16 protein-coding genes are annotated in these 18254 nt (G+C 40.4%); 13 read left to right on the top strand and 3 right to left on the bottom strand.

From position 1 onward, the window contains the following. The first annotated feature begins 39 nt into the window (after positions 1–39). The 5 genes from rlmKL to rmf all read left to right on the top strand — a co-directional run bounded on the left by rlmKL (position 40) and on the right by rmf (position 6628). A complete protein-coding gene (rlmKL, locus tag Q4561_RS02285; RefSeq protein WP_303457312.1) occupies positions 40–2181 on the top strand; it encodes a bifunctional 23S rRNA (guanine(2069)-N(7))-methyltransferase RlmK/23S rRNA (guanine(2445)-N(2))-methyltransferase RlmL in 2142 nt (713 codons plus the stop codon). Beyond that, on the top strand, positions 2178–2411 hold the full coding sequence (locus tag Q4561_RS02280; RefSeq protein ID WP_013784083.1) for a glutaredoxin family protein: 234 nt from the start codon (positions 2178–2180) through the stop codon (positions 2409–2411). The genes rlmKL and Q4561_RS02280 overlap by 4 nt, the downstream gene beginning before the upstream one ends. Continuing rightward, positions 2408–4348: an ABC transporter ATP-binding protein gene (locus Q4561_RS02275; protein WP_303457308.1), complete on the top strand. Its 1941-nt coding sequence runs from the start codon at positions 2408–2410 to the stop codon at positions 4346–4348. Before Q4561_RS02280 ends, Q4561_RS02275 begins: the two co-directional genes overlap by 4 nt. A gap of 12 nt (positions 4349–4360) precedes the next feature. Then, entirely contained in the window at positions 4361–6148 is a 1788-nt protein-coding gene (locus Q4561_RS02270) for a DUF3466 family protein (RefSeq protein WP_303457305.1), read from the top strand. A gap of 303 nt (positions 6149–6451) precedes the next feature. Then, entirely contained in the window at positions 6452–6628 is a 177-nt protein-coding gene (gene rmf / locus Q4561_RS02265) for a ribosome modulation factor (protein ID WP_013784086.1), read from the top strand. Positions 6629–6711: 83 nt separating this feature from the next. On the opposite strand, the gene fabA is transcribed toward rmf, so the two are convergent. Beyond that, the gene (fabA, locus tag Q4561_RS02260; RefSeq protein WP_303457302.1) at positions 6712–7230 is read right to left on the bottom strand and encodes a bifunctional 3-hydroxydecanoyl-ACP dehydratase/trans-2-decenoyl-ACP isomerase; all 519 of its coding nucleotides are present in this window, start codon (positions 7228–7230) and stop codon (positions 6712–6714) included. Between the two features lie 131 nt (positions 7231–7361). Here fabA and Q4561_RS02255 point away from each other — a divergent pair, with 131 nt between their 5' ends. Further along, positions 7362–7637, top strand: a complete 276-nt coding sequence (locus Q4561_RS02255; RefSeq protein WP_013784088.1) for a hypothetical protein — start codon at positions 7362–7364, stop codon at positions 7635–7637. 77 nt (positions 7638–7714) lie between these two features. Here the strand turns inward: Q4561_RS02255 and Q4561_RS02250 are convergent, their stop codons facing one another. Next, positions 7715–9025 (bottom strand): DASH family cryptochrome, encoded by a 1311-nt coding sequence (locus tag Q4561_RS02250; RefSeq protein ID WP_303457299.1) that lies wholly within the window; start codon positions 9023–9025, stop codon positions 7715–7717. Positions 9026–9126: 101 nt separating this feature from the next. On the opposite strand from Q4561_RS02250, the gene Q4561_RS02245 reads away from it, so the two are divergent. From Q4561_RS02245 to Q4561_RS02215, 7 genes are all read left to right on the top strand, one after another. Continuing rightward, positions 9127–10602: a deoxyribodipyrimidine photo-lyase gene (locus Q4561_RS02245; RefSeq protein WP_303457297.1), complete on the top strand. Its 1476-nt coding sequence runs from the start codon at positions 9127–9129 to the stop codon at positions 10600–10602. Positions 10603–10609: 7 nt separating this feature from the next. Continuing rightward, complete coding sequence (locus tag Q4561_RS02240; RefSeq protein WP_303457295.1) at positions 10610–12148, top strand: cryptochrome/photolyase family protein; 1539 nt, start codon at positions 10610–10612, stop codon at positions 12146–12148. After that, positions 12135–12272, top strand: a complete 138-nt coding sequence (locus tag Q4561_RS02235) for a DUF2256 domain-containing protein (RefSeq protein ID WP_303457293.1) — start codon at positions 12135–12137, stop codon at positions 12270–12272. The genes Q4561_RS02240 and Q4561_RS02235 overlap by 14 nt, the downstream gene beginning before the upstream one ends. 115 nt (positions 12273–12387) lie before the next feature. Next, on the top strand, positions 12388–13707 hold the full coding sequence (locus Q4561_RS02230) for a DUF2254 domain-containing protein (RefSeq protein ID WP_303457291.1): 1320 nt from the start codon (positions 12388–12390) through the stop codon (positions 13705–13707). A 47-nt stretch (positions 13708–13754) separates the two neighbouring features. After that, the gene (locus Q4561_RS02225) at positions 13755–14126 is read left to right on the top strand and encodes a hypothetical protein (RefSeq protein ID WP_303457289.1); all 372 of its coding nucleotides are present in this window, start codon (positions 13755–13757) and stop codon (positions 14124–14126) included. A gap of 1787 nt (positions 14127–15913) precedes the next feature. Next, positions 15914–17023: a tyrosine-type recombinase/integrase gene (locus tag Q4561_RS02220; protein WP_303457287.1), complete on the top strand. Its 1110-nt coding sequence runs from the start codon at positions 15914–15916 to the stop codon at positions 17021–17023. Positions 17024–17287: 264 nt separating this feature from the next. Beyond that, positions 17288–17644 carry a hypothetical protein gene (locus tag Q4561_RS02215; protein WP_303457284.1) on the top strand — a complete coding sequence of 119 codons (357 nt, stop codon included), beginning with the start codon at positions 17288–17290 and terminating at the stop codon, positions 17642–17644. Positions 17645–17786: 142 nt separating this feature from the next. On the opposite strand, the gene Q4561_RS02210 is transcribed toward Q4561_RS02215, so the two are convergent. Next, a complete protein-coding gene (locus Q4561_RS02210; RefSeq protein ID WP_303457282.1) occupies positions 17787–18209 on the bottom strand; it encodes a universal stress protein in 423 nt (140 codons plus the stop codon). Positions 18210–18254: the final 45 nt, after the last annotated feature.

Here is an 18254-nt window from a genome sequence, read left to right as displayed (position 1 = left end):
AGCGTGTGCCAATAAACACACGCTCTATCAGGTAATTGAATGAATACTATTCTGGCAACAACCAGCCGCGGTCTTGACGAACTCCTTAAGCAAGAAATACTCAATTTGTGCCCAGATGCAGAAATTAAACAGTCTCCGGGCATGTTGCAGTTTGAAGGAAGTAAAGAAGACGCTTATAAACTTTGCCTATGGTCCCGTTTAGCCAACCGCGTTATTTGGATCTTAGGCACAGGAAAGGCAGGCAATGCGGAAGAGTTGTATAAGACAGCCATGGATATAGATTGGCAGATGCATATGGAGTCTCGCCATACGCTATCAGTGCAATTTATTGGTACCAACTACGAAATCAAGAATACCCAGTTCGGTGCGGTAAGAATTAAAGATGCCATTGTTGACCAATTCGTAGAAGAAGGCCAAGCTCGCCCGTCGGTTGAGCGCAAAATGCCAGATTTCCCTGTATATGCCAGACTTCAACGAGACAACGTGATTATTGGGCTTGATATGGCTGGTGCGAGCTTGCACCAACGTTCATATCGTCAAGAAACCGGTGATGCACCACTTAAAGAACACATTGCCTGCGCCATGCTAATGCGCAGTGGCTGGACCGAAAACATGGACAAGCCTTTGGCTGACATGATGTGCGGTTCGGGTACTATTGCGATAGAAGCCGCTTTCATGGCACGTAATATTGCCCCTGGCATAAAACGTGAGTATTGGGGCTTTAGCAAATGGTTAAGCCACGATGCAGCATATTGGGATTCATTGGTTAATGATGCCATTGCAAATCAAACAGAAAGTAAAAGCGAGATTTTTGCTGCCGATTACAACCGCAGAATGATTGCCATTGCCAAAGACAACGCCGATTATGCGGGCGTATTTAACGATATTAAATTTAGCAACCAAGACGCGACTAAGTCGTCACCGCCGGTTGCAACCCCTGGTTATATGGTGTCTAACCCACCTTACGGTGAACGTTTGGGCGAGCTAACAGCACTTATTCCGCTTTTCAGCGAATGGGGCAAGCGTTTTAAAGAAGCATGGAAAGGCTGGCACGTTTCATTGCTTAGCAGCAACCGTGACTTATTGCGTGTGTTAAAACTTCGCGCAACCAAAGACTACGGCATGAACAACGGTAAGCTAGAGTGCCGTATAGTAAATTATGTGTTGAGCGAAGAAAACACAGTTCAGTTTACTGAAGATGCGTCGAACCACGAATTTGCCAATCGCTTAAAGAAAAATCTTAAGAAAATGAAGGGCTGGATCAACAAAGTTGATACCAACTGTTACCGCATCTACGATGCCGACTTACCCGATTACAACGTGGCAATTGATAGATACGGCGATTGGTTGGTAGTACAAGAATACGCTCCGCCCAAAACGGTGTCGGAAGACAAAGCCCGTAAACGTTTGCAGGAAGTATTACTTTATTTACCTACTGTAACAGGCGTGTCGCCTAAGCAAATTGTGCTTAAAGTGCGCAGTCAGCAAAAAGGTACTAAGCAGTACGAAAAAATTAATCAGTCTGGCACCATGATGGAAGTTTACGAAAACGGTGCGCGCTTATTGGTGAACTTGACCGACTATTTAGATACGGGTTTGTTCTTAGATCATAGAAACACCCGTCAAAAAGTTATGCAGCTTGCCAAAGGTAAAGACGTGCTTAACTTATTTGCATATACCGGCAGTGTATCGGTGTTTGCAGCTAAAGGTGGCGCGAAATCGGTTACCACAGTAGATATGTCTAATACCTATCTAGACTGGGCGAAAAAGAATGTGGCGCTTAATAAACTAAATGGCCCACATGCTTTTGTTCAAGCTGATTGCACATCATGGTTAGGCGATCATAAAGGTAAATACGATCTGATTTTTATTGACCCACCATCGTTTTCAAATTCTAAGCGTATGCAAAGCACGTGGGATGTACAACGCGACCACATTACTATGCTAACGAATGCCAGAAACTGCTTAAACGAAGGCGGTACGTTGATTTTTTCTAACAACAAACGTGGTTTTAAGTTAGATGAAGAGGCATTAGAAGGCTTAGGTTTCAGTATTGAAAATATTACTCAAGAAACCATACCAGAAGACTTTTCTCGCCGTGGAAACATTCATAAGTGCTGGATCCTGTCCTTATCGAGAGATGCTTTATCAAAAGAAGCATTATCAAGCGAAGCGTTATGAAAATAGTGTTTTACACGGGGCCGCAGTGTAGTTTATGCGATTTAGCCGATATTGAATTGGCTAATACCCAGCAGTTTTCTTCGTTAAACGTCGAGAAAGTAAATATTCGTAATAGCACCGATTTGTATCATTTATACGGTGCTCGTATTCCTGTATTGAAACGGGAAGACAATGGCGCCGAAATTGGATGGCCATTTGATACCAACGCATTGGAGACATTCTTACAGTGAGCATTTTGCAGTTAAAGAACATCACTGTTATCTACGGTAACCCCCCTTTGTTAGATGGCGTTGAATTGATTGTTCAGCCCAAAGAGCGAGTGTGTTTAGTAGGCCGTAATGGCAGTGGGAAATCGACCTTAATGAAGGTGATTTCAGGTGATGTGATTGCCGACGATGGACAGCGCATTATCGAAAGCGACACCATTATTGCTCGACTAGAGCAAGATCCGCCCCAAACCACCGACGTTACGCTTTTTGATTACGTAGCTGAAGGGTTAGCGGATGTAGGCGACACCATTAAAGCCTATCATCACCAAACCAAATTGGTGGCTGAAGACCCTAGTGAAGCAAATTTAAATCGCCTGCAGACCTTGCAGGAAACGCTAGAAGCCCGAGATGCATGGCAGTTTGAGCAGCAAATTGAACAAACTCTTACCATGCTTAAACTTGAGCCGGATATTTCGCTTTCTACCTTATCAGGTGGTTGGCGACGTAAAGCAGCACTTGCACGGGCTTTGGTTCGTTCACCTGATTTATTATTACTAGACGAACCTACCAACCACTTAGATATTGAAATGATTCGCTGGTTGGAAAGCAGTTTATCTAATTACAACGGCGCTATTGTGTTTGTTAGTCACGATAGGGCGTTTATTCGTAATATGGCCACTCGTATTGTTGATTTAGACCGTGGTGGCTTAACCAGCTACCCAGGTAATTACGAAACTTACTTAGAGAAAAAACAGCAAGATCTTGAAGTAGAAGCTGCCCATAACGCCGAGTTTGATAAGAAGCTTGCGCAAGAAGAAGTATGGATACGCCAAGGTATAAAAGCACGTCGTACCCGTAACGAAGGCCGGGTTCGTGCTTTGAAAAAGCTTAGAGATGAACGCAAAGCCAGACGATCAGTGCAAGGCAATGCTGTAGTAAACCAGCATCAAGGTGCACGGTCTGGCAAAATGGTGTTTGAAGTCACCAATTTGGATTATGCCATTGGCGGCAATCAAATTGTTAAGGGTTTAAACCTGAATGTGTTGCGGGGTGATAAACTTGCTTTAGTGGGCCCCAATGGTAGTGGTAAAAGTACGTTAATTAAGTTGTTGTTAGGTGATATCGCTCCTGATAAAGGTAACTGTAAGCAAGGTACTAACCTTGAAGTGGCTTATTTTGACCAACATCGCCACGGTTTAGATTTGGAACAAACCGTTATTGATGCTGTAGGTGATGGTAAACGTGACCTAATGGTTAACGGTCACCCAAGGCATGTTATTAGTTATCTACAAGATTATTTGTTTTCACCAGAGCGGGTGAATGCGCCGGTTAAATCACTTTCTGGTGGTGAGAAAAACAGACTGATGCTGGCCAAGCTAATGCTCAAACCCAGTAATTTGCTGGTACTTGATGAACCAACAAACGATCTCGACGTTGAAACACTAGAGATGCTTGAAACGCTGTTAAACGAGTATGCAGGTACTGTTTTATTAGTGAGCCATGATAGGGAATTCGTCGATAACGTCGCCAATAGTTGTGTGGTATTTGAAGGCGAAGGATTCTTACGTGAGTTCATTGGTGGCTTCACTGATGTTGAGAGCTGGTATAAAGATCAGAGCGATAAACGTCAGCAAATCATTAAAGATGAAAAAGCCAAAGTAAAGAATGAAACTAATTTAAGTTCGAATAGTCCTAGTGCTAAGTCTTCTCCCCGCAAGACGAAAAAGTTATCATATAAAGATCAACGAGAACTTGAATCGCTGCCTGCAGATATTGAGCAGTATGAAAATGAATTAGCTGAAATGCAGTTGTTAGTTAACGACCCTGAATTCTTTAAAAAAGGGAATGATGAAACTGCAAAGACCTTAGCTCTGTTAGCAGAGAAAGAACAAGCCTTATCCCAGAAGTATGCGCGCTGGGATGAATTAGAAAGTATGCTGGAAGATAATCAGCAGTAATTAGGATTTTAGATGAAACGAACTCAGCTTGCCGTCGCCGTTCTATTGGCAACAGGTAGTGTTTCGGCAACAGCCGCAACCTACACCGTGACACCACTTCCTTTGCAGGACGTTGCAGAAAATAATTACGCACGTTCGATTGATGACACTGGCAAAATGTTATCTGTAGTGGAAACCGAATTTAGCCCGCCTATTGATTTAGATCAGCTTGAAGATGACACTTCATTTTACACCACCTATTCAGGTGCTTTCGAAGATGAAAGCGATGCACTTCAGGGCGAGTTTACAGATGCTGATTACACCTTAGTGGTGAGTTACCTTTATTCAATTCAAACAGCATCTACTGGCCAAAAGCTGGCTACTTACAGAACGTATTCAACTGATACTTCCGATATCGATTTAGTACCTGGCTTAGATGAAGTGACTGATAAGTTTGATGACTATACTCAGTCTGTTGAGGCCATTGGTCGCGATAGCGTAGGTGGAAATTTCATTGTTGGTGATTCCCCTGGGGTAGTTATTCTTGATGAATACGAAGATGAAGACGGCGAGACTGTTAATTACACGTATTCTGAATTACCGCCTCAAGCTTTTGCTCAAACTTCTTCTGGCACTAAGATCCTGCCTCCAGTTGACGATACATTAGGCGGTTTTGCATCTGCACGTGCGGTCAATAGGAATCTGCAAGTGGCAGGCTTTAGTACGGTTGAATTCTTAGACACCGTAGAAGATGCTATGGAAGATTGTGAAGAAGAAGAAACTCGTGGCGATATTCCAGAAGGCCGCTGTTTATACAGCATTTACGCTGGTGAATTCAACGTACCGCGCATTTCTAGTTACTTCGTTACCAATTCAACTAGCTACCTTTCTAGCTTTATACTTTCTTCAGAAGTTAACGCCACCATCTGGCAGCTAGACGTTAACGGTGATGTGATAAGTACCGATACTTTTCCTTTATTGTTTACACCAGAACCAGATGACACCGTCCATTACTTTTCGTATGCCTACGACATTAATGAACAAGGTATCGCAGTAGGGGAAGCATTAACGGGTGATGCCGTCAATATCACTCGTCCGAACTCTTCAGGTCTAAACGAAAGTGAACGTGTGGCTACTGTATTCAGAGACGGTGAAACAGAAGAAATACTTCCACGTGAAGAAAACCTAATTAGTCAGGCTATTGCTATTAATGACAATAACTGGGTAGCGGGTGCAGTGCTGCGTGAGTCGAGCGATATCGCCCGTTCTCGTTTGTTTGCTTATAACCTAGATACTACTGAGCAACTTTACCCTGACGGTTTTTTCACAACCGCAGCGGTTCAGCCAAATGCTATCAACAACAATAATATTATTGTTGGTAAATCAGATTATGATGCAACATCAGATACTATTCGCGAAAATCATGCCTTCATGTTTAATATTGAAACGGAAGAGTTTACTGATTTAAATGATTTAATTGAATGTGATAGCGATTATCTTTTAGTAGAAGCTATCGATATTAACGATAATAATGAAATTATTGCTAATGCTCGTATTCGTTCAACCAGTAAATACATTACTGGAGTTGAAATTATCAACTCTGAGGGCGAGACCAATGAGGTTGATTCTATTGTTGCGGTGAAACTAACGCCTTCAGCGGGTTCTATCGATGACTGTAGCACTGATGACGGCGACGATAGTGATGATAGCTCCGATGATGACGATGAAGAAAACTATGAGCGTAAAGGTGCTTCTACAGGCTTCTTTGGTCTAGTTACCCTGTGCTTGATGACAATTTTCCGTCGCAAGATGAAGAAATAAGCATTTCACGTCGATTTTAGTTACTTTTCAAAGGCCGCTAATTTTTAGCGGCCTTTTTTATTGCGAAAGGATTTAAAAACTGAAATATATATGCCTAAAAAGTGTAATATAAAATTCATCTACTTTTCATTATTTTAGCAAATGTCAATGCGATCTTTACAATAATTATGTTGAACCATTTGGCACATTGCACTATCACAGTAGTGTGCACAATGACTTTTCCGCCACTATCAATTGAAAAACGATGTATTGGGCCCGAGAGAGAATTTGTAGCACATCCTACAAAGTTAAAGAGGCTAATCAATGAAAAGACAAAAAAGAGATAAACTGACACGCGCCCATTCAAAAGGGTATCAAGCTGGTATTAGCGGTCGTTCAAAGGATATCTGTCCTTTTCAACAGAATGACGCTCGGTCTGAGTGGTTAGGAGGCTGGCGCGAGGCGGTAGAAGACAGGCATGTAGGACTTAGTGTCAAATAACGTCTTCTCTCTTAGAAAGTGATTAAGCAATGAAAAAGCCCCATTAAATGGGGCTTTTATCGTTCTAGCATTATAAATTTTGCTTAGAAATTAGAAGTGTCTTGGAACAAGCCTACTTTAAGATCTTTAGCCACGTAAATTTCTCTGCCATCTACTTCTACTGAGCCATCAGCCATTCCCATGAAAAGCTTGCGTTTGATAACGCGCTTCATAGTAATTTTGTAGGTCACTTTCTTGGCAGTAGGCAGTATTTGACCAGTGAATTTCACTTCACCAACACCAAGCGCTCGTCCTTTACCTGGGCCATCACACCAGCCTAAGTAAAACCCTACTAATTGCCACATTGCATCTAGGCCCAAACATCCAGGCATAACAGGGTCACCTGGAAAGTGACAATCGAAAAACCAAAGGTCAGGCGTAATATCTAATTCTGCGATTATTTCACCTTTACCATGTTCGCCACCGTCTTCTGTAATAGAAACGACTCGATCCATCATTAGCATGTTAGGGGCGGGTAGTTGGCTATTACCTGGGCCGAACATTTCACCGCGGCTACACGCCAATAAATCTTCTTTGTTAAAGCTATTTTTTCTGTCTGACATTCCCAACTCGTTGTTTTTTAATTTCACAGTGCTAATTTAGCGAACACTTGTACGCTAAACAACTCCGAACAGTCATTTTTCTTAATAAAAACGCGTGTTAAACTCAAACTACTAACGAGCTAGTGATTACTATGACAGAAAATACGAAAAACAGCACAATAAAAGAGAAAGCAAAAGCGAATGCTGACAAGCAACGACGCTTTCGCGAACGTCAACGGGATGCAGGTAAGAAACTCGTCAGAGGCTATGTTTCTCCAGAAGCTAAGCTATGCTACGACGAAATTCGAGAAAAAACCGGCTGGAGTGACAGTGAAGCGGTGTCTAACTCTGTGCGCTTGATGTATGCCGCTTATAAATGCGGGCAAATAAAATTGCTTAACGAATGGTTACGAAAAAATAACCGATAGCCCTAATTATTGACGCTAAGGCTTACAATAACGGTTACGCATAACCAAATTGGCTCGTTAACTTAACATAACGAGCGCTAGCTTAGCCATTTCGAACGAAATTCGCCGGTTGGGTCAAATATTTCAGTCTGCTTTTGTAGATTGAATTTTCTGTGTTCTCGTGAATCTGTGCCTACGCCCGCTAGATAGAGCCAGTTACCCCAGTTGCTTGCAACATCGTAGTCAATCAAATGATGTTCAAACCACGCTGCGCCGTAACGCCAATCTTGCCTCAATTCGTTAACGAAGCAACTTGCCACTAGTTGTCTGCCTCTATTTGAGACATACCCTGTTTGCGCGAGTTGTCGCATACAGGCATCAACAATAGGATAGCCTGTCTCCCCGTTACACCAACTAATAAACACATGTGGATCGTGAATAGTATTTGGGCTGCCTGGACGAATACCGCTAAATTGAAACCATTTCGGCCCATACTTTTGCTGTAACCAGCTGAAATACTCTCGCCATAACAACTCAAAATAAATCCAATATGTAGAGTCATTTTCAATGATGTTTCGTTCAAATAATTTTACTTGCTGCATGATAGTACGCGGTGAAATAGCACCTACAGCTAACCAAGGAGATAACTTCGTACTGCCTCTCCAGTGTTCTAAAGCGTTTCTCGTTTCTTTGTAGGTTTGCGCTGCACGCCATTCAAATAAATAGGCATTCAAATGTGATAACGCAGCCATTTCTCCGCCCGTAAATGCGCCCTCTACCTGTGACTTTTTGAGATAACGGTTTAATGTAAACTTACAGGTTTCTTTAACGTGAGGAACAAATTGAGTAGGAAGGAAAGAAATTTTTTCAATTGGCGTTCGTGGCGTGATGGACTTTTCAATCTTTTGCTTAAAAGGCGTAAATACATCTGGTATTTGAGAAAGAACGAAGGGAAGGTCGCTTTGGTTAAATAGGGTGTTAGATTCTTCGATAACCATGTCTAGATTAGGGAAAAACTTCATCACAGCATCAATTTGTTTTGATTCGTTGTAACCACCGCAGTGAGTAACACCTAAACAATCAAAATCATCGTTAGCTAATAACGCCACTAAAATTTCTGCTGCTTGGCCTTTTAAGGCCAAAATGGAGTGACCCAAAGGCGCGAGTTGCTCGTTTAAGTCTTCTAATGATTCAAGAATAAAATTAAATCGGTGCTCTCCAACCGGTTGAACACCATAAGCATTGGGAATAAAGCAACTATCATCAATAATATAAAGAAGTGTGAGTTCGTCGACTTTCTGACTTAGAGACGCTAATGCGACCTGATCGGTAAGCCGAAGATCATTTCTGAACCAAAACAAGCCTCTTTTGGGCTTCTGATTAGGTGTAGTGGAAGACGATTTTTTCACTGGTAAATTCTCAATTGCGACTTTAAACACATATAATTAATATGCATTTTATTGCATTTATTAACAATATCTAAAAAGAGTTTAAATTAAAAGGAAATGATGTGACTGTGCCCGTTTCTATTATGTGGTTTCGACAAGACTTAAGGGTTAAAGATAACCCTGCACTTAATGCTGCCTGCGATAAAGGAAAGATAATACCCGTCTATATTCTTGACGAAGCTGGTAATGCCAAAAGCGAAGATAGCACTGAGGCCAGTGAAGTCCGAGAGTTAGGCGAAGCTAGTCAGTGGTGGTTACATCACTCATTAACGTCACTGAATAAACGTTTGAATGATCATTTATTGGTATTTTCTGGGGACCCAAAACAAATACTGGCTGAACTTGTGGAGAAGTCCGGTGCCACTGCAGTATATTGGAACCGATGCTATGAGCCATCTGTTATAGACCGAGATAAAGAAATAAAGAAAACATTTATTGATGACGGCATTGAGGCGCACAGTTCAAACGGAAGCTTATTGTGGGAGCCCATGGCGGTAAAGAAAAAGGACGGTACGCCTTATCGTGTTTTCACACCTTATTATAGAAAAGGGTGTTTGAATGTTACACCGCCTCGTTATCCGCAGGCCCCGCCCGCACGAATTACCTATGCCGATGAATTAGACGCTGTAGTCTCGGGTATTGCACAACATAAAACGATTGAGGAACTCAACCTTTTACCTGCCCTAGATTGGGCCGATGGCTTCTCTGAACATTGGACGCCAGGTGAAGAAGGGGCGGCTGATAAACTACAAGACTTCATTGAGCACTCGGCTCGCAAATATAAAGACGCTAGAGACATACCCTCGATGAACGCAACATCTCATTTATCGCCCCATTTACACTTGGGAGAGGTGTCGCCGAATCAGGTGTGGTATGCGATTAAAAATAAATTCGAGTCCAGTGAAGATAAAAGTATCGATACTTACTTAAGTGAATTGGGATGGAGAGAGTTTAGCTACTACTTGCTGTTTCACTTTCCTACCATACCGAAGAAAAACTTTAATGATAAGTTTGATAAATTCAACTGGCGTACCGATGCTAAAGCCCTTAAAGCGTGGCAGACCGGGCAAACGGGTATTCCTATTGTGGATGCGGGCATGCGTGAACTATGGCAAACAGGGTATATGCATAATCGTGTTCGTATGATTGTGGGCTCTTTTTTGGTTAAGAATTTACTGATTAGCTGGCAAGAGGGAGAGCGCTGGTTTTGGGATTGCTTGGTGGACGCTGATTTAGCCAGTAATACTGCTAGTTGGCAGTGGGTAGCGGGAACAGGCGCAGATGCAGCACCTTATTTTCGAATTTTTAACCCATTATTACAGGGAGAGAAATTTGATAAACAAGGTAAATACGTTAGAAAATACTGCCCCGAACTCGCTGATCTTCCCGACAAATATATCCATAAGCCTTGGGATGCGCCGTCGGTTATCGCCAAAGATTCAGGCGTAGAATTAGGTAAAACCTATCCCAAACCAATTGTCGATTTAAAAGCTTCGAGGCAGCGTGCCCTTGACGCCTTTCAGGCTTTAAAAGAGTAGGGTAAGCATGGCTTCTTTAATACTTATATTAGGTGACCAACTTACTCGTACCTTGCCTATTTTAGAAAATGCGACCAAAACTCAAGATACCGTGTTGATGGCGGAAGTGCGAGAAGAGGCCACTTACGTTAAGCACCACAAAAAGAAAATTGTTTTTCTGTTTAGTGCTATGCGCCATTTTGCTAAGGCATTAAAAGACGACAATTTTAACGTTAGTTATATCAAATACGATGATGAAAAAAACCAAGGCAGATTATTAGAGCAGGTTAAGCATACGCTTAAACAAGGTGATTTCGATAACGTTAAGGTGACATCGCCAGGCGAATATCGGCTATTAAAAAGTATGCAACAATGGGAACACACACTTGGTGTGCCAGTTACCATTTATAACGACTCTCGCTTTCTCGCCACACCGCAAGAGTTTACTGATTGGGCCCAAGACAGAAAGCAATTTAGGATGGAGTTTTTTTATCGGGAGATGCGAAAAAAACATGGCATCTTAATGGAAGATAAAAACCCTGTTGGTGGAAAATGGAATTATGATTCACAAAATCGTGAGCCTATGCCTTCAGGAATGAATGTACCTTCGCATTCACAATTTGAAATAGACCCAATTACTCAAGATGTGATTAATTTAGTTGAAGATGAGTTTAGCGAGCATTTTGGTAATATCAGCCCTTTTCATTTGGCCGTCACTCGAGAAGAGGCAGTCATCGTACTCAACGATTTTGTAGAAGAACGTTTACCGCATTTTGGTCAATATCAGGATGCAATGGTTGAAGGCAAACCCTGGCTATACCATTCCCATATCGCATTTTATTTGAACTGTGGTTTACTAAGTCCGCGCGAAGCAATAGGTGCCGCCGAATCAGCCTACTACGCAGGTACTGCGCCCCTCAATTCTGTCGAAGGTTTTATTCGTCAAATTTTAGGATGGCGAGAATTTGTGAGAGGCTTTTACTGGCATTTCATGCCTGGCCTTAAAAGCGATAACTACTTTAATCACAATCGACCACTTCCCGATTTCTTTTGGGACGGTCAAACCAACATGAATTGTATGCGCCAATGCATTAAAGAAACCCAAGCCAATGCCTATGCTCACCATATTCAGCGTTTAATGGTACTGGGAAATTTCTGTCTGTTAACCGCTTTACATCCCGATGAAGTACAGCAATGGTATTTGTTAGTTTATGCTGATGCCTATGAATGGGTTGAACTGCCTAACGTGGCAGGCATGATTTTATATAGTGATGGCGGCAAATTAGCCAGTAAACCCTACGTGGCGAGTGGAAGCTATATCAATAAAATGTCGAACTACTGCAAGAATTGCGGATACCAAGTCAGTAAAAAAACAGGGCCTAAAGCATGCCCGTTTAACTACTTGTATTGGAATTTTATTGATAAACACAAAGAAAAATTAAGTGGTAACCCAAGAATGGCGATGATGTACAAAACGTATGGCAGAATGAAAGATGAAAATATTAATGCCATGAAAGACAGCGCCACCATTTTTTTGACTAAAATATCTAAGAATGAAGAAGTCTAATTTACCGACTAAGCAGTGCCCTGTATGTGATAGGCCATTTACGTGGCGTAAGAAATGGGAAAAGAACTGGGACAATGTGATTTATTGTTCTAAACGTTGTGCTGGAAACAAACGTACAAAATAAAAATTAGAACTGAGACCGAGTAAGACCAAGCCCAAGAAAAAAGTCTACGCCAACTATATCTATAAAAAGAACGATAACAAAAACCATTAAAAGAATAAGAAAAGGAGACGAGTTCATGGATGCCCCTATTTCAGTTGATAGATTACGGTTTTTACTCTTCAGTTTTAAAGAAAAACTGTGGGTAAAACCACTCTCACTTTGTCTGCTTTCTATAGCCGCCGTATTCGCGGCAAAGCTTGCTGATGGCACAGCTTTAGCAGAACACCTCCCTAAAATTGAGCAAGCCTCTGTTGAAACGCTACTATCAATCATGGCATCTAGCATGTTGGTTATTGCCACATTCTCTGCGGGTACTATGGTTAGCGCCTATGCATCGGCCAGCCGGTCATCAACTCCACGCTCAGTAAGTTTAATTATTTCAGATGACGCGTCTCAAAACGCATTGTCTACTTTTGTAGGCGCTTTTATTTTTAGCGTTGTAGGTATTACGGCTTCCAACAACAATTTTTTTGCAGATGCCGGTATTTTTCTACTGTTTTGCCTAACCTGTATGGTGTTTGGCATTGTTATCGTTACCTTCATACGCTGGGTAGATAGTGTTGCTAGATTGGGCCGAGTAGGATCAACAGTACAAAAAGTTGAAGCTGCAGCGATGCGGGCAATTAAACACAGGCTGTCGAGTCCACGATTAGGCGGTAAGCTGCAACCGGATGCCATAAAAGAGCAGGGCAGTTGTACCTCGAAATACGTAACACTTAAAACTGACAGTATAGGTTATGTGCAAATGGTGGATATGGCTAAAGTTCAAGCATGGGCGGAAGCGCATGACACCCTGGTTCACATTGCCATTTTACCTGGTGAGTTTTGTACTCCAGACAGACCATTATGTTACATAGATAAATATCAAACTAATGAATCGAAAGGCGAAGATAAAGATGATGATAAATCAGCACTTCTTTCTGCCTTTCAGATAGGAAGCGAGCGCTCATTTGAAGCCGACCCACGATATGGGCTAGTGGTATTATCTGAAATTGCATGCCGAGCACTTTCGCCGTCAGTCAATGATCCGGGTACCGCGATTACCATTCTGGGTAGCTATACACGATTGTTTTTACAATGGGGCGAAAAAGCTAAACAAGATCCACCCGAAGAGATAAAGTATGACAAAGTCACTGTGAGAGATGTTAGTTCAACAGAGATGTTTGATGATGCGTTTACGGGTGTTGCACGAGATAGCGCCACCATGATTGAAGTAAGTATTCGGATGCAAAAAACCTTGGCCGCTATTAGTAAATCGAGTGACAAAACGATTTCTAAAGCAGCGGTTGATCACGCCAAGACTGCCTATGAACGTAGTATTGATACACTGTGCTATGAAGGAGATAAATCTACCCTCGAAGCCGTTAGAAATAAACTGTTCGATACGGGTAAATAGCGTGTTCAACACAAGCGCAGTATTAACAAGAACGAGGTTGCGTTTATATGAGTAACGAAGGCGAACAAGAACAAGAAACAGAACATCGTGAGCACAATGAAAATGTCATAGCATTTCCTACATGCCTTACCGAAGTAAAGAAAGTGATAGCAACGTACATATCCGCGAAGTTAGTTGACTGCCCGCAAGCCTTGGTCGATACCGCAATAGAAAATAGTGTAAGTCATTACAAGCAGTTTGTGCACAACGCAAATATTACCGAAAGTGTTGAAGTGTCTTTATCAGAAGACGACGTTATTTTACTAAATAAAAGCCTGACAAAAATCCAAAAGGAAAACCGCAAGCAACTGTTAAAAATGCTAGAAAAAATGATTGTTCTAGAAATCGAGAATGCGGCATTAAAAAATTATCAGCTTTAACACCTTTATTAACTTTACCTGTCTTAGTCTTATTCTTAACTACGAGTTATCTTATCAATTAAAATTTCTGGTAGTCATTAATTTCTAATAAGGCTGCTAGAAAAACAGTACACCTCTATAAAATCACAAGATTAAAAATCGGATAGAAAAGATAGAATATAACTAGGATAGGGCGGTTATATCTTTAAAACCTTTTCGCTGATAGTTGAGCATCTAAAGAAAGCTACGTAACTTACTACTCAGAAATTATTCTATTACTTAATCAGTTATATTTTAATTACCTTACTAAAATTGAAGTAGATTTAATAAGGCTAATTCGGGCTTATGGTTATTTAGTCATTATTAATCAAATAACCGAGCCACCGTAATAGTTATTAGCATTATAGTATCAAGCTAGTTCAGACTAAGATTTTAAAAGATTAGCCAATTTAATTTAGTTGTAAAACCTCAAAGTTACGTAGCAATAAAAACGTCTTAAATCACCACAACTATATTTTCAGTATTTTAAATATACGAATATAGGCGTTTTATCTAATTCCATTCTCGAATATAAGCAGAATAACTAACTCAATTATTCAAATGGTAGAAAATCGCATAATAATCACGTGGTCCTACGTGAATTCTGGCGATACCTAGGCCGTAAAACGTCTCAGATTTCAATCTCACGCACGCTATAAAATTACACCTAAAACGCAATCTTACTAGCGAAGTTGAAAAAGTGTGTAAGCCATCACGCACGACAAACCGACCGAGAAGGCTGGCATCTACCACCCTAAACCCTCATATACTTAATTGCGCATAATGTATATTATGTTAAATAGGATATTGATATGACTGTAAATGAAGGCACGCTTAGGTTTCTGCTAGGTGTACATTTTGGACCAAGCATCATCCATTAGTTCCTGCTTAATGCATACCCTATTAACGTTTATACGGAATATATCAAGGCTCGGAACTAACAATAACCACAGTAGCTATTTAGATTCGAATACTGTGATAATAATTAAAAGTACTTAGTTACATCTTAAGGAATGAGTTAAAGGAATGAATAATTAGGATATGAGTTATCAGATTAATGTCGCAGTTTAATATAGCTCTGCTAGCAATATGATTAGAGTCTTTGTTGAAATCTTATAGTTCTACAAACTATAAAAATATATTCTCAGCTTTAAGTTAATTGTATCGCTTAGTATTCAATATATAACGTAATCGTTTATAGGTATTTACCATACATAGCCGATACCCATTTACGCCTTCGGCTAACTCTTAAGCTGTTTCCAATCGATATCGATAAAATACAGATTAACTATACAAACCTAATTGTCTCATAGGTTATTTGTTTCTATGCTTTTAAGTATGATTTCAAATATTCTTTGATAGATATCTTATGATGTATATTATTTGAAGTTAGGTATGTGCCAACCCATCTTATTAAGTTCGCTTAAATACTCTGATACTAGTTTTGTTAAAACCTTCACCCTAGTTTTTGGTTTTAGTTAAAATCTGCCACATTGTATTCGGGTATATAATCAATTTTCGCTATTTAACAATGCGTCTGTACGTGAAATCTGAGCGAGTATTAGAGGTATATGCCGTTAAATTTAACGTAGCGCACGTTTAATAAACAGCCAAAAGAATAGTTTATTTGAATTTAAACTATTTTACTGTATTTATAGACAGTGTTTGAGTGTATTATTACGATATTAGGTAATAACACTTGGTCTATCACGCACGATAATTACAGTTATCATGCGTGAAAATCTATTATAAACAGTAAGTTAGTAATTATGGCGTCACTATATAAACCAGCTTCAGAAACTCAACTATCTATTATAGATAGTGAAAGCACCAGTTCTGAACGTGCTGAGTACGTTAATTCGTATTTTCGAGATATCTTTACTAAGTTGCCTCGTAATACACAGCGTGCTTATATTAGTGACTTTAATGATTTCGCTATCTTTTGCCAGTCTGAAGGCATTGATAGTTTCAATGATGATTTCTCTCATAACGAATACATTATTAAGCGTTACGTAGAAGAACTGTGTAAGTCTCCCCTAGCCTATAGAACTATCAAGCGCCGACTATCTGCACTCAGTAAATTCCTGGGTATTGCCAAGCTTCCGAATCCCATCATTCAATCTGTATACTTACGTGACTTCGTTAGATTGTCGCTTATCGAAAACCGCAAGTTTCAGCTTAGCCATAATCAGGCAGTGCCACTTACTATTGATTTATTAGATGAGATAAACAATAAGATTATTCCAGACACGCTTTTAGAAATGCGTGACTTAACAATAATGAACTTAATGTTTGATGCACTGCTTCGTGCCGATGAGTTGGTTCGTGTATGCGCCGAGCACATTAGTAGGCGCAACAATGCGTTATTGGTTGTTACTTCTAAGTCTGATCAAAGTGGTAAAGGTTCTCATCGATTTATATCTACTAGCACTATCAATATGGTTGACGAATATATTGCAGAGGCCAATACAGATGCTAAAACCTCATGCGAAAGATTGCCTGACGATCCTCGTCGGATAAATAAAGGTATTCTGTTTAGACGGGTTTCAAATCGTGGTCATGCTCTCCTACCCTATAATGAGCAACGTGGCACGCACGCTTTTTCAGGTAGTACATCTGATGGTCAACACTTTTTGGATTACTCTAGCGTCTATAGAATTTGGAAACGCATAGCATCAAGAGCTGGTATTTCAGAGAACATAACGCCCCATAGTGGCAGAGTTGGGGGGGCAGTTTCATTAGCTGAAAATGGTGCAACCTTGCCTGAATTACAATTAGCTGGAGGTTGGCAATCACCCGAAATGCCTGGTCATTATACCCAACAAGCTAATGTGAAACGCGGCGGCATGGCTAAGTTGTCTGAGAAATTTAAGCGATAATCACCGAGTTTTCTTTGAAATGAATTGATTTAGGTCTAACGCTAACTTTAATAGGAAAATAACCTTCTTTTTTCAGAATCATCTAAGCTACTGATAAACAATAATATAAAAGTAAGTATTTGTTACGCGTAACTTTTTCAGTTGTTTTATCCTGCTGTTTTTTCTTTCAATCCCTTATCTCACAACTTATTCATCTTTAAATTGAACCCAACACACGTATGGCTTCGTAACAACTTTATAGGTATCAATAAAAAAGGAAATATTATGTCTAATGGTATTAATGAATCACACGGTAAAACGATTGCTGAGCTAGTGATACCTTCTAAAACCTGGTCACTACACCCCGAAAAGAAACCTGCATTCACTTCAATTGAAGAAGCTATCGATTACTTTGCTGATAATAATGAGCCTTTATATATTAAGGTTCCATTTGTTGACGACGATGACCATGTTCTCATTCATGTAAATTCCAGCGGCGAAGATGTGGTGTTTACTATCTCAGATTTAAACCATGGCGGTGAAAGTCGTGTCGATGCATCTCACCTGAAGAACTTAAGTAGTTCGGTGGTGGAATTAATTGAGCAGTGCTATGACGGCAAGAAAAGTCCAGAAACCCTCTAGCTTATCTTGAGTAACACATCTTAAGTAACACCTCTTTAGTAACAAGGTTGCTATGTACTGCAGATAGGAAAAGCTGCGGTATTAATTTCGATACAGAACTATGTTGCTTAACGTTGCCGGCGTCACTTCACAGTGGCGCTTTTTAGATTTTTACCGCTAATACATCTCGCTTTACGCCATGTAGCACTGCATTGGCCGTTGAACCTAATAATAAACGAAGTCCGCTTTGCCCATGGGTGCCAATAACAATCAAATCTGCATCTAGTTTCTCTGCAAAGTGATGTATTTCATCGGCAGGTGAGCCTATTTCTACATTCACATTATCGGCTGGTATGTTATTTTCTACCGCTATTTGTTTTAGTTTATCCTCTGCCTGTTGTTTCACGTCTTGAGAATAATCTCGTTCTAAAAACAAACCGTAAGGCTCTACATTGGTTTGAGGAAAAGCCACATACAGCAAATGAACATTGTCAGTGTCTGGGGCTAACTTTATGGCCCTTTCTAAAATTTTTTCATAATCGGTAAATACATCAATAGGCACCAAAATTGTTTTGTAATTGTTCATTGTTCTCATCCTTTAGAGGAAACCTTAACTTTAATATAGATAATT

The organism is Alteromonas sp. 1_MG-2023, assembly GCF_030547075.1.
Taxonomy (GTDB): Bacteria; Pseudomonadota; Gammaproteobacteria; order Enterobacterales; family Alteromonadaceae; genus Alteromonas.
Note: the sequence above shows the minus strand (reverse complement) of the source record. Positions and strands in the feature narration are given on the sequence as shown.

Coding starts and splice junctions, on each gene's coding strand:
- Q4561_RS02270 (WP_303457305.1), top strand. CDS start 4,361: ATGAAACGAACTCAGCTTGCCGTCGCCGTTCTATTGGCAACAGGTAGT.
- Q4561_RS02255 (WP_013784088.1), top strand. CDS start 7,362: ATGACAGAAAATACGAAAAACAGCACAATAAAAGAGAAAGCAAAAGCG.
- Q4561_RS02210 (WP_303457282.1), bottom strand. CDS start 18,209: ATGAACAATTACAAAACAATTTTGGTGCCTATTGATGTATTTACCGAT.
- rmf (WP_013784086.1), top strand. CDS start 6,452: ATGAAAAGACAAAAAAGAGATAAACTGACACGCGCCCATTCAAAAGGG.
- rlmKL (WP_303457312.1), top strand. CDS start 40: ATGAATACTATTCTGGCAACAACCAGCCGCGGTCTTGACGAACTCCTT.
- Q4561_RS02235 (WP_303457293.1), top strand. CDS start 12,135: ATGAAGAAGTCTAATTTACCGACTAAGCAGTGCCCTGTATGTGATAGG.
- Q4561_RS02240 (WP_303457295.1), top strand. CDS start 10,610: ATGGCTTCTTTAATACTTATATTAGGTGACCAACTTACTCGTACCTTG.
- Q4561_RS02225 (WP_303457289.1), top strand. CDS start 13,755: ATGAGTAACGAAGGCGAACAAGAACAAGAAACAGAACATCGTGAGCAC.
- Q4561_RS02280 (WP_013784083.1), top strand. CDS start 2,178: ATGAAAATAGTGTTTTACACGGGGCCGCAGTGTAGTTTATGCGATTTA.
- Q4561_RS02220 (WP_303457287.1), top strand. CDS start 15,914: ATGGCGTCACTATATAAACCAGCTTCAGAAACTCAACTATCTATTATA.
- Q4561_RS02230 (WP_303457291.1), top strand. CDS start 12,388: ATGGATGCCCCTATTTCAGTTGATAGATTACGGTTTTTACTCTTCAGT.
- Q4561_RS02215 (WP_303457284.1), top strand. CDS start 17,288: ATGTCTAATGGTATTAATGAATCACACGGTAAAACGATTGCTGAGCTA.
- fabA (WP_303457302.1), bottom strand. CDS start 7,230: ATGTCAGACAGAAAAAATAGCTTTAACAAAGAAGATTTATTGGCGTGT.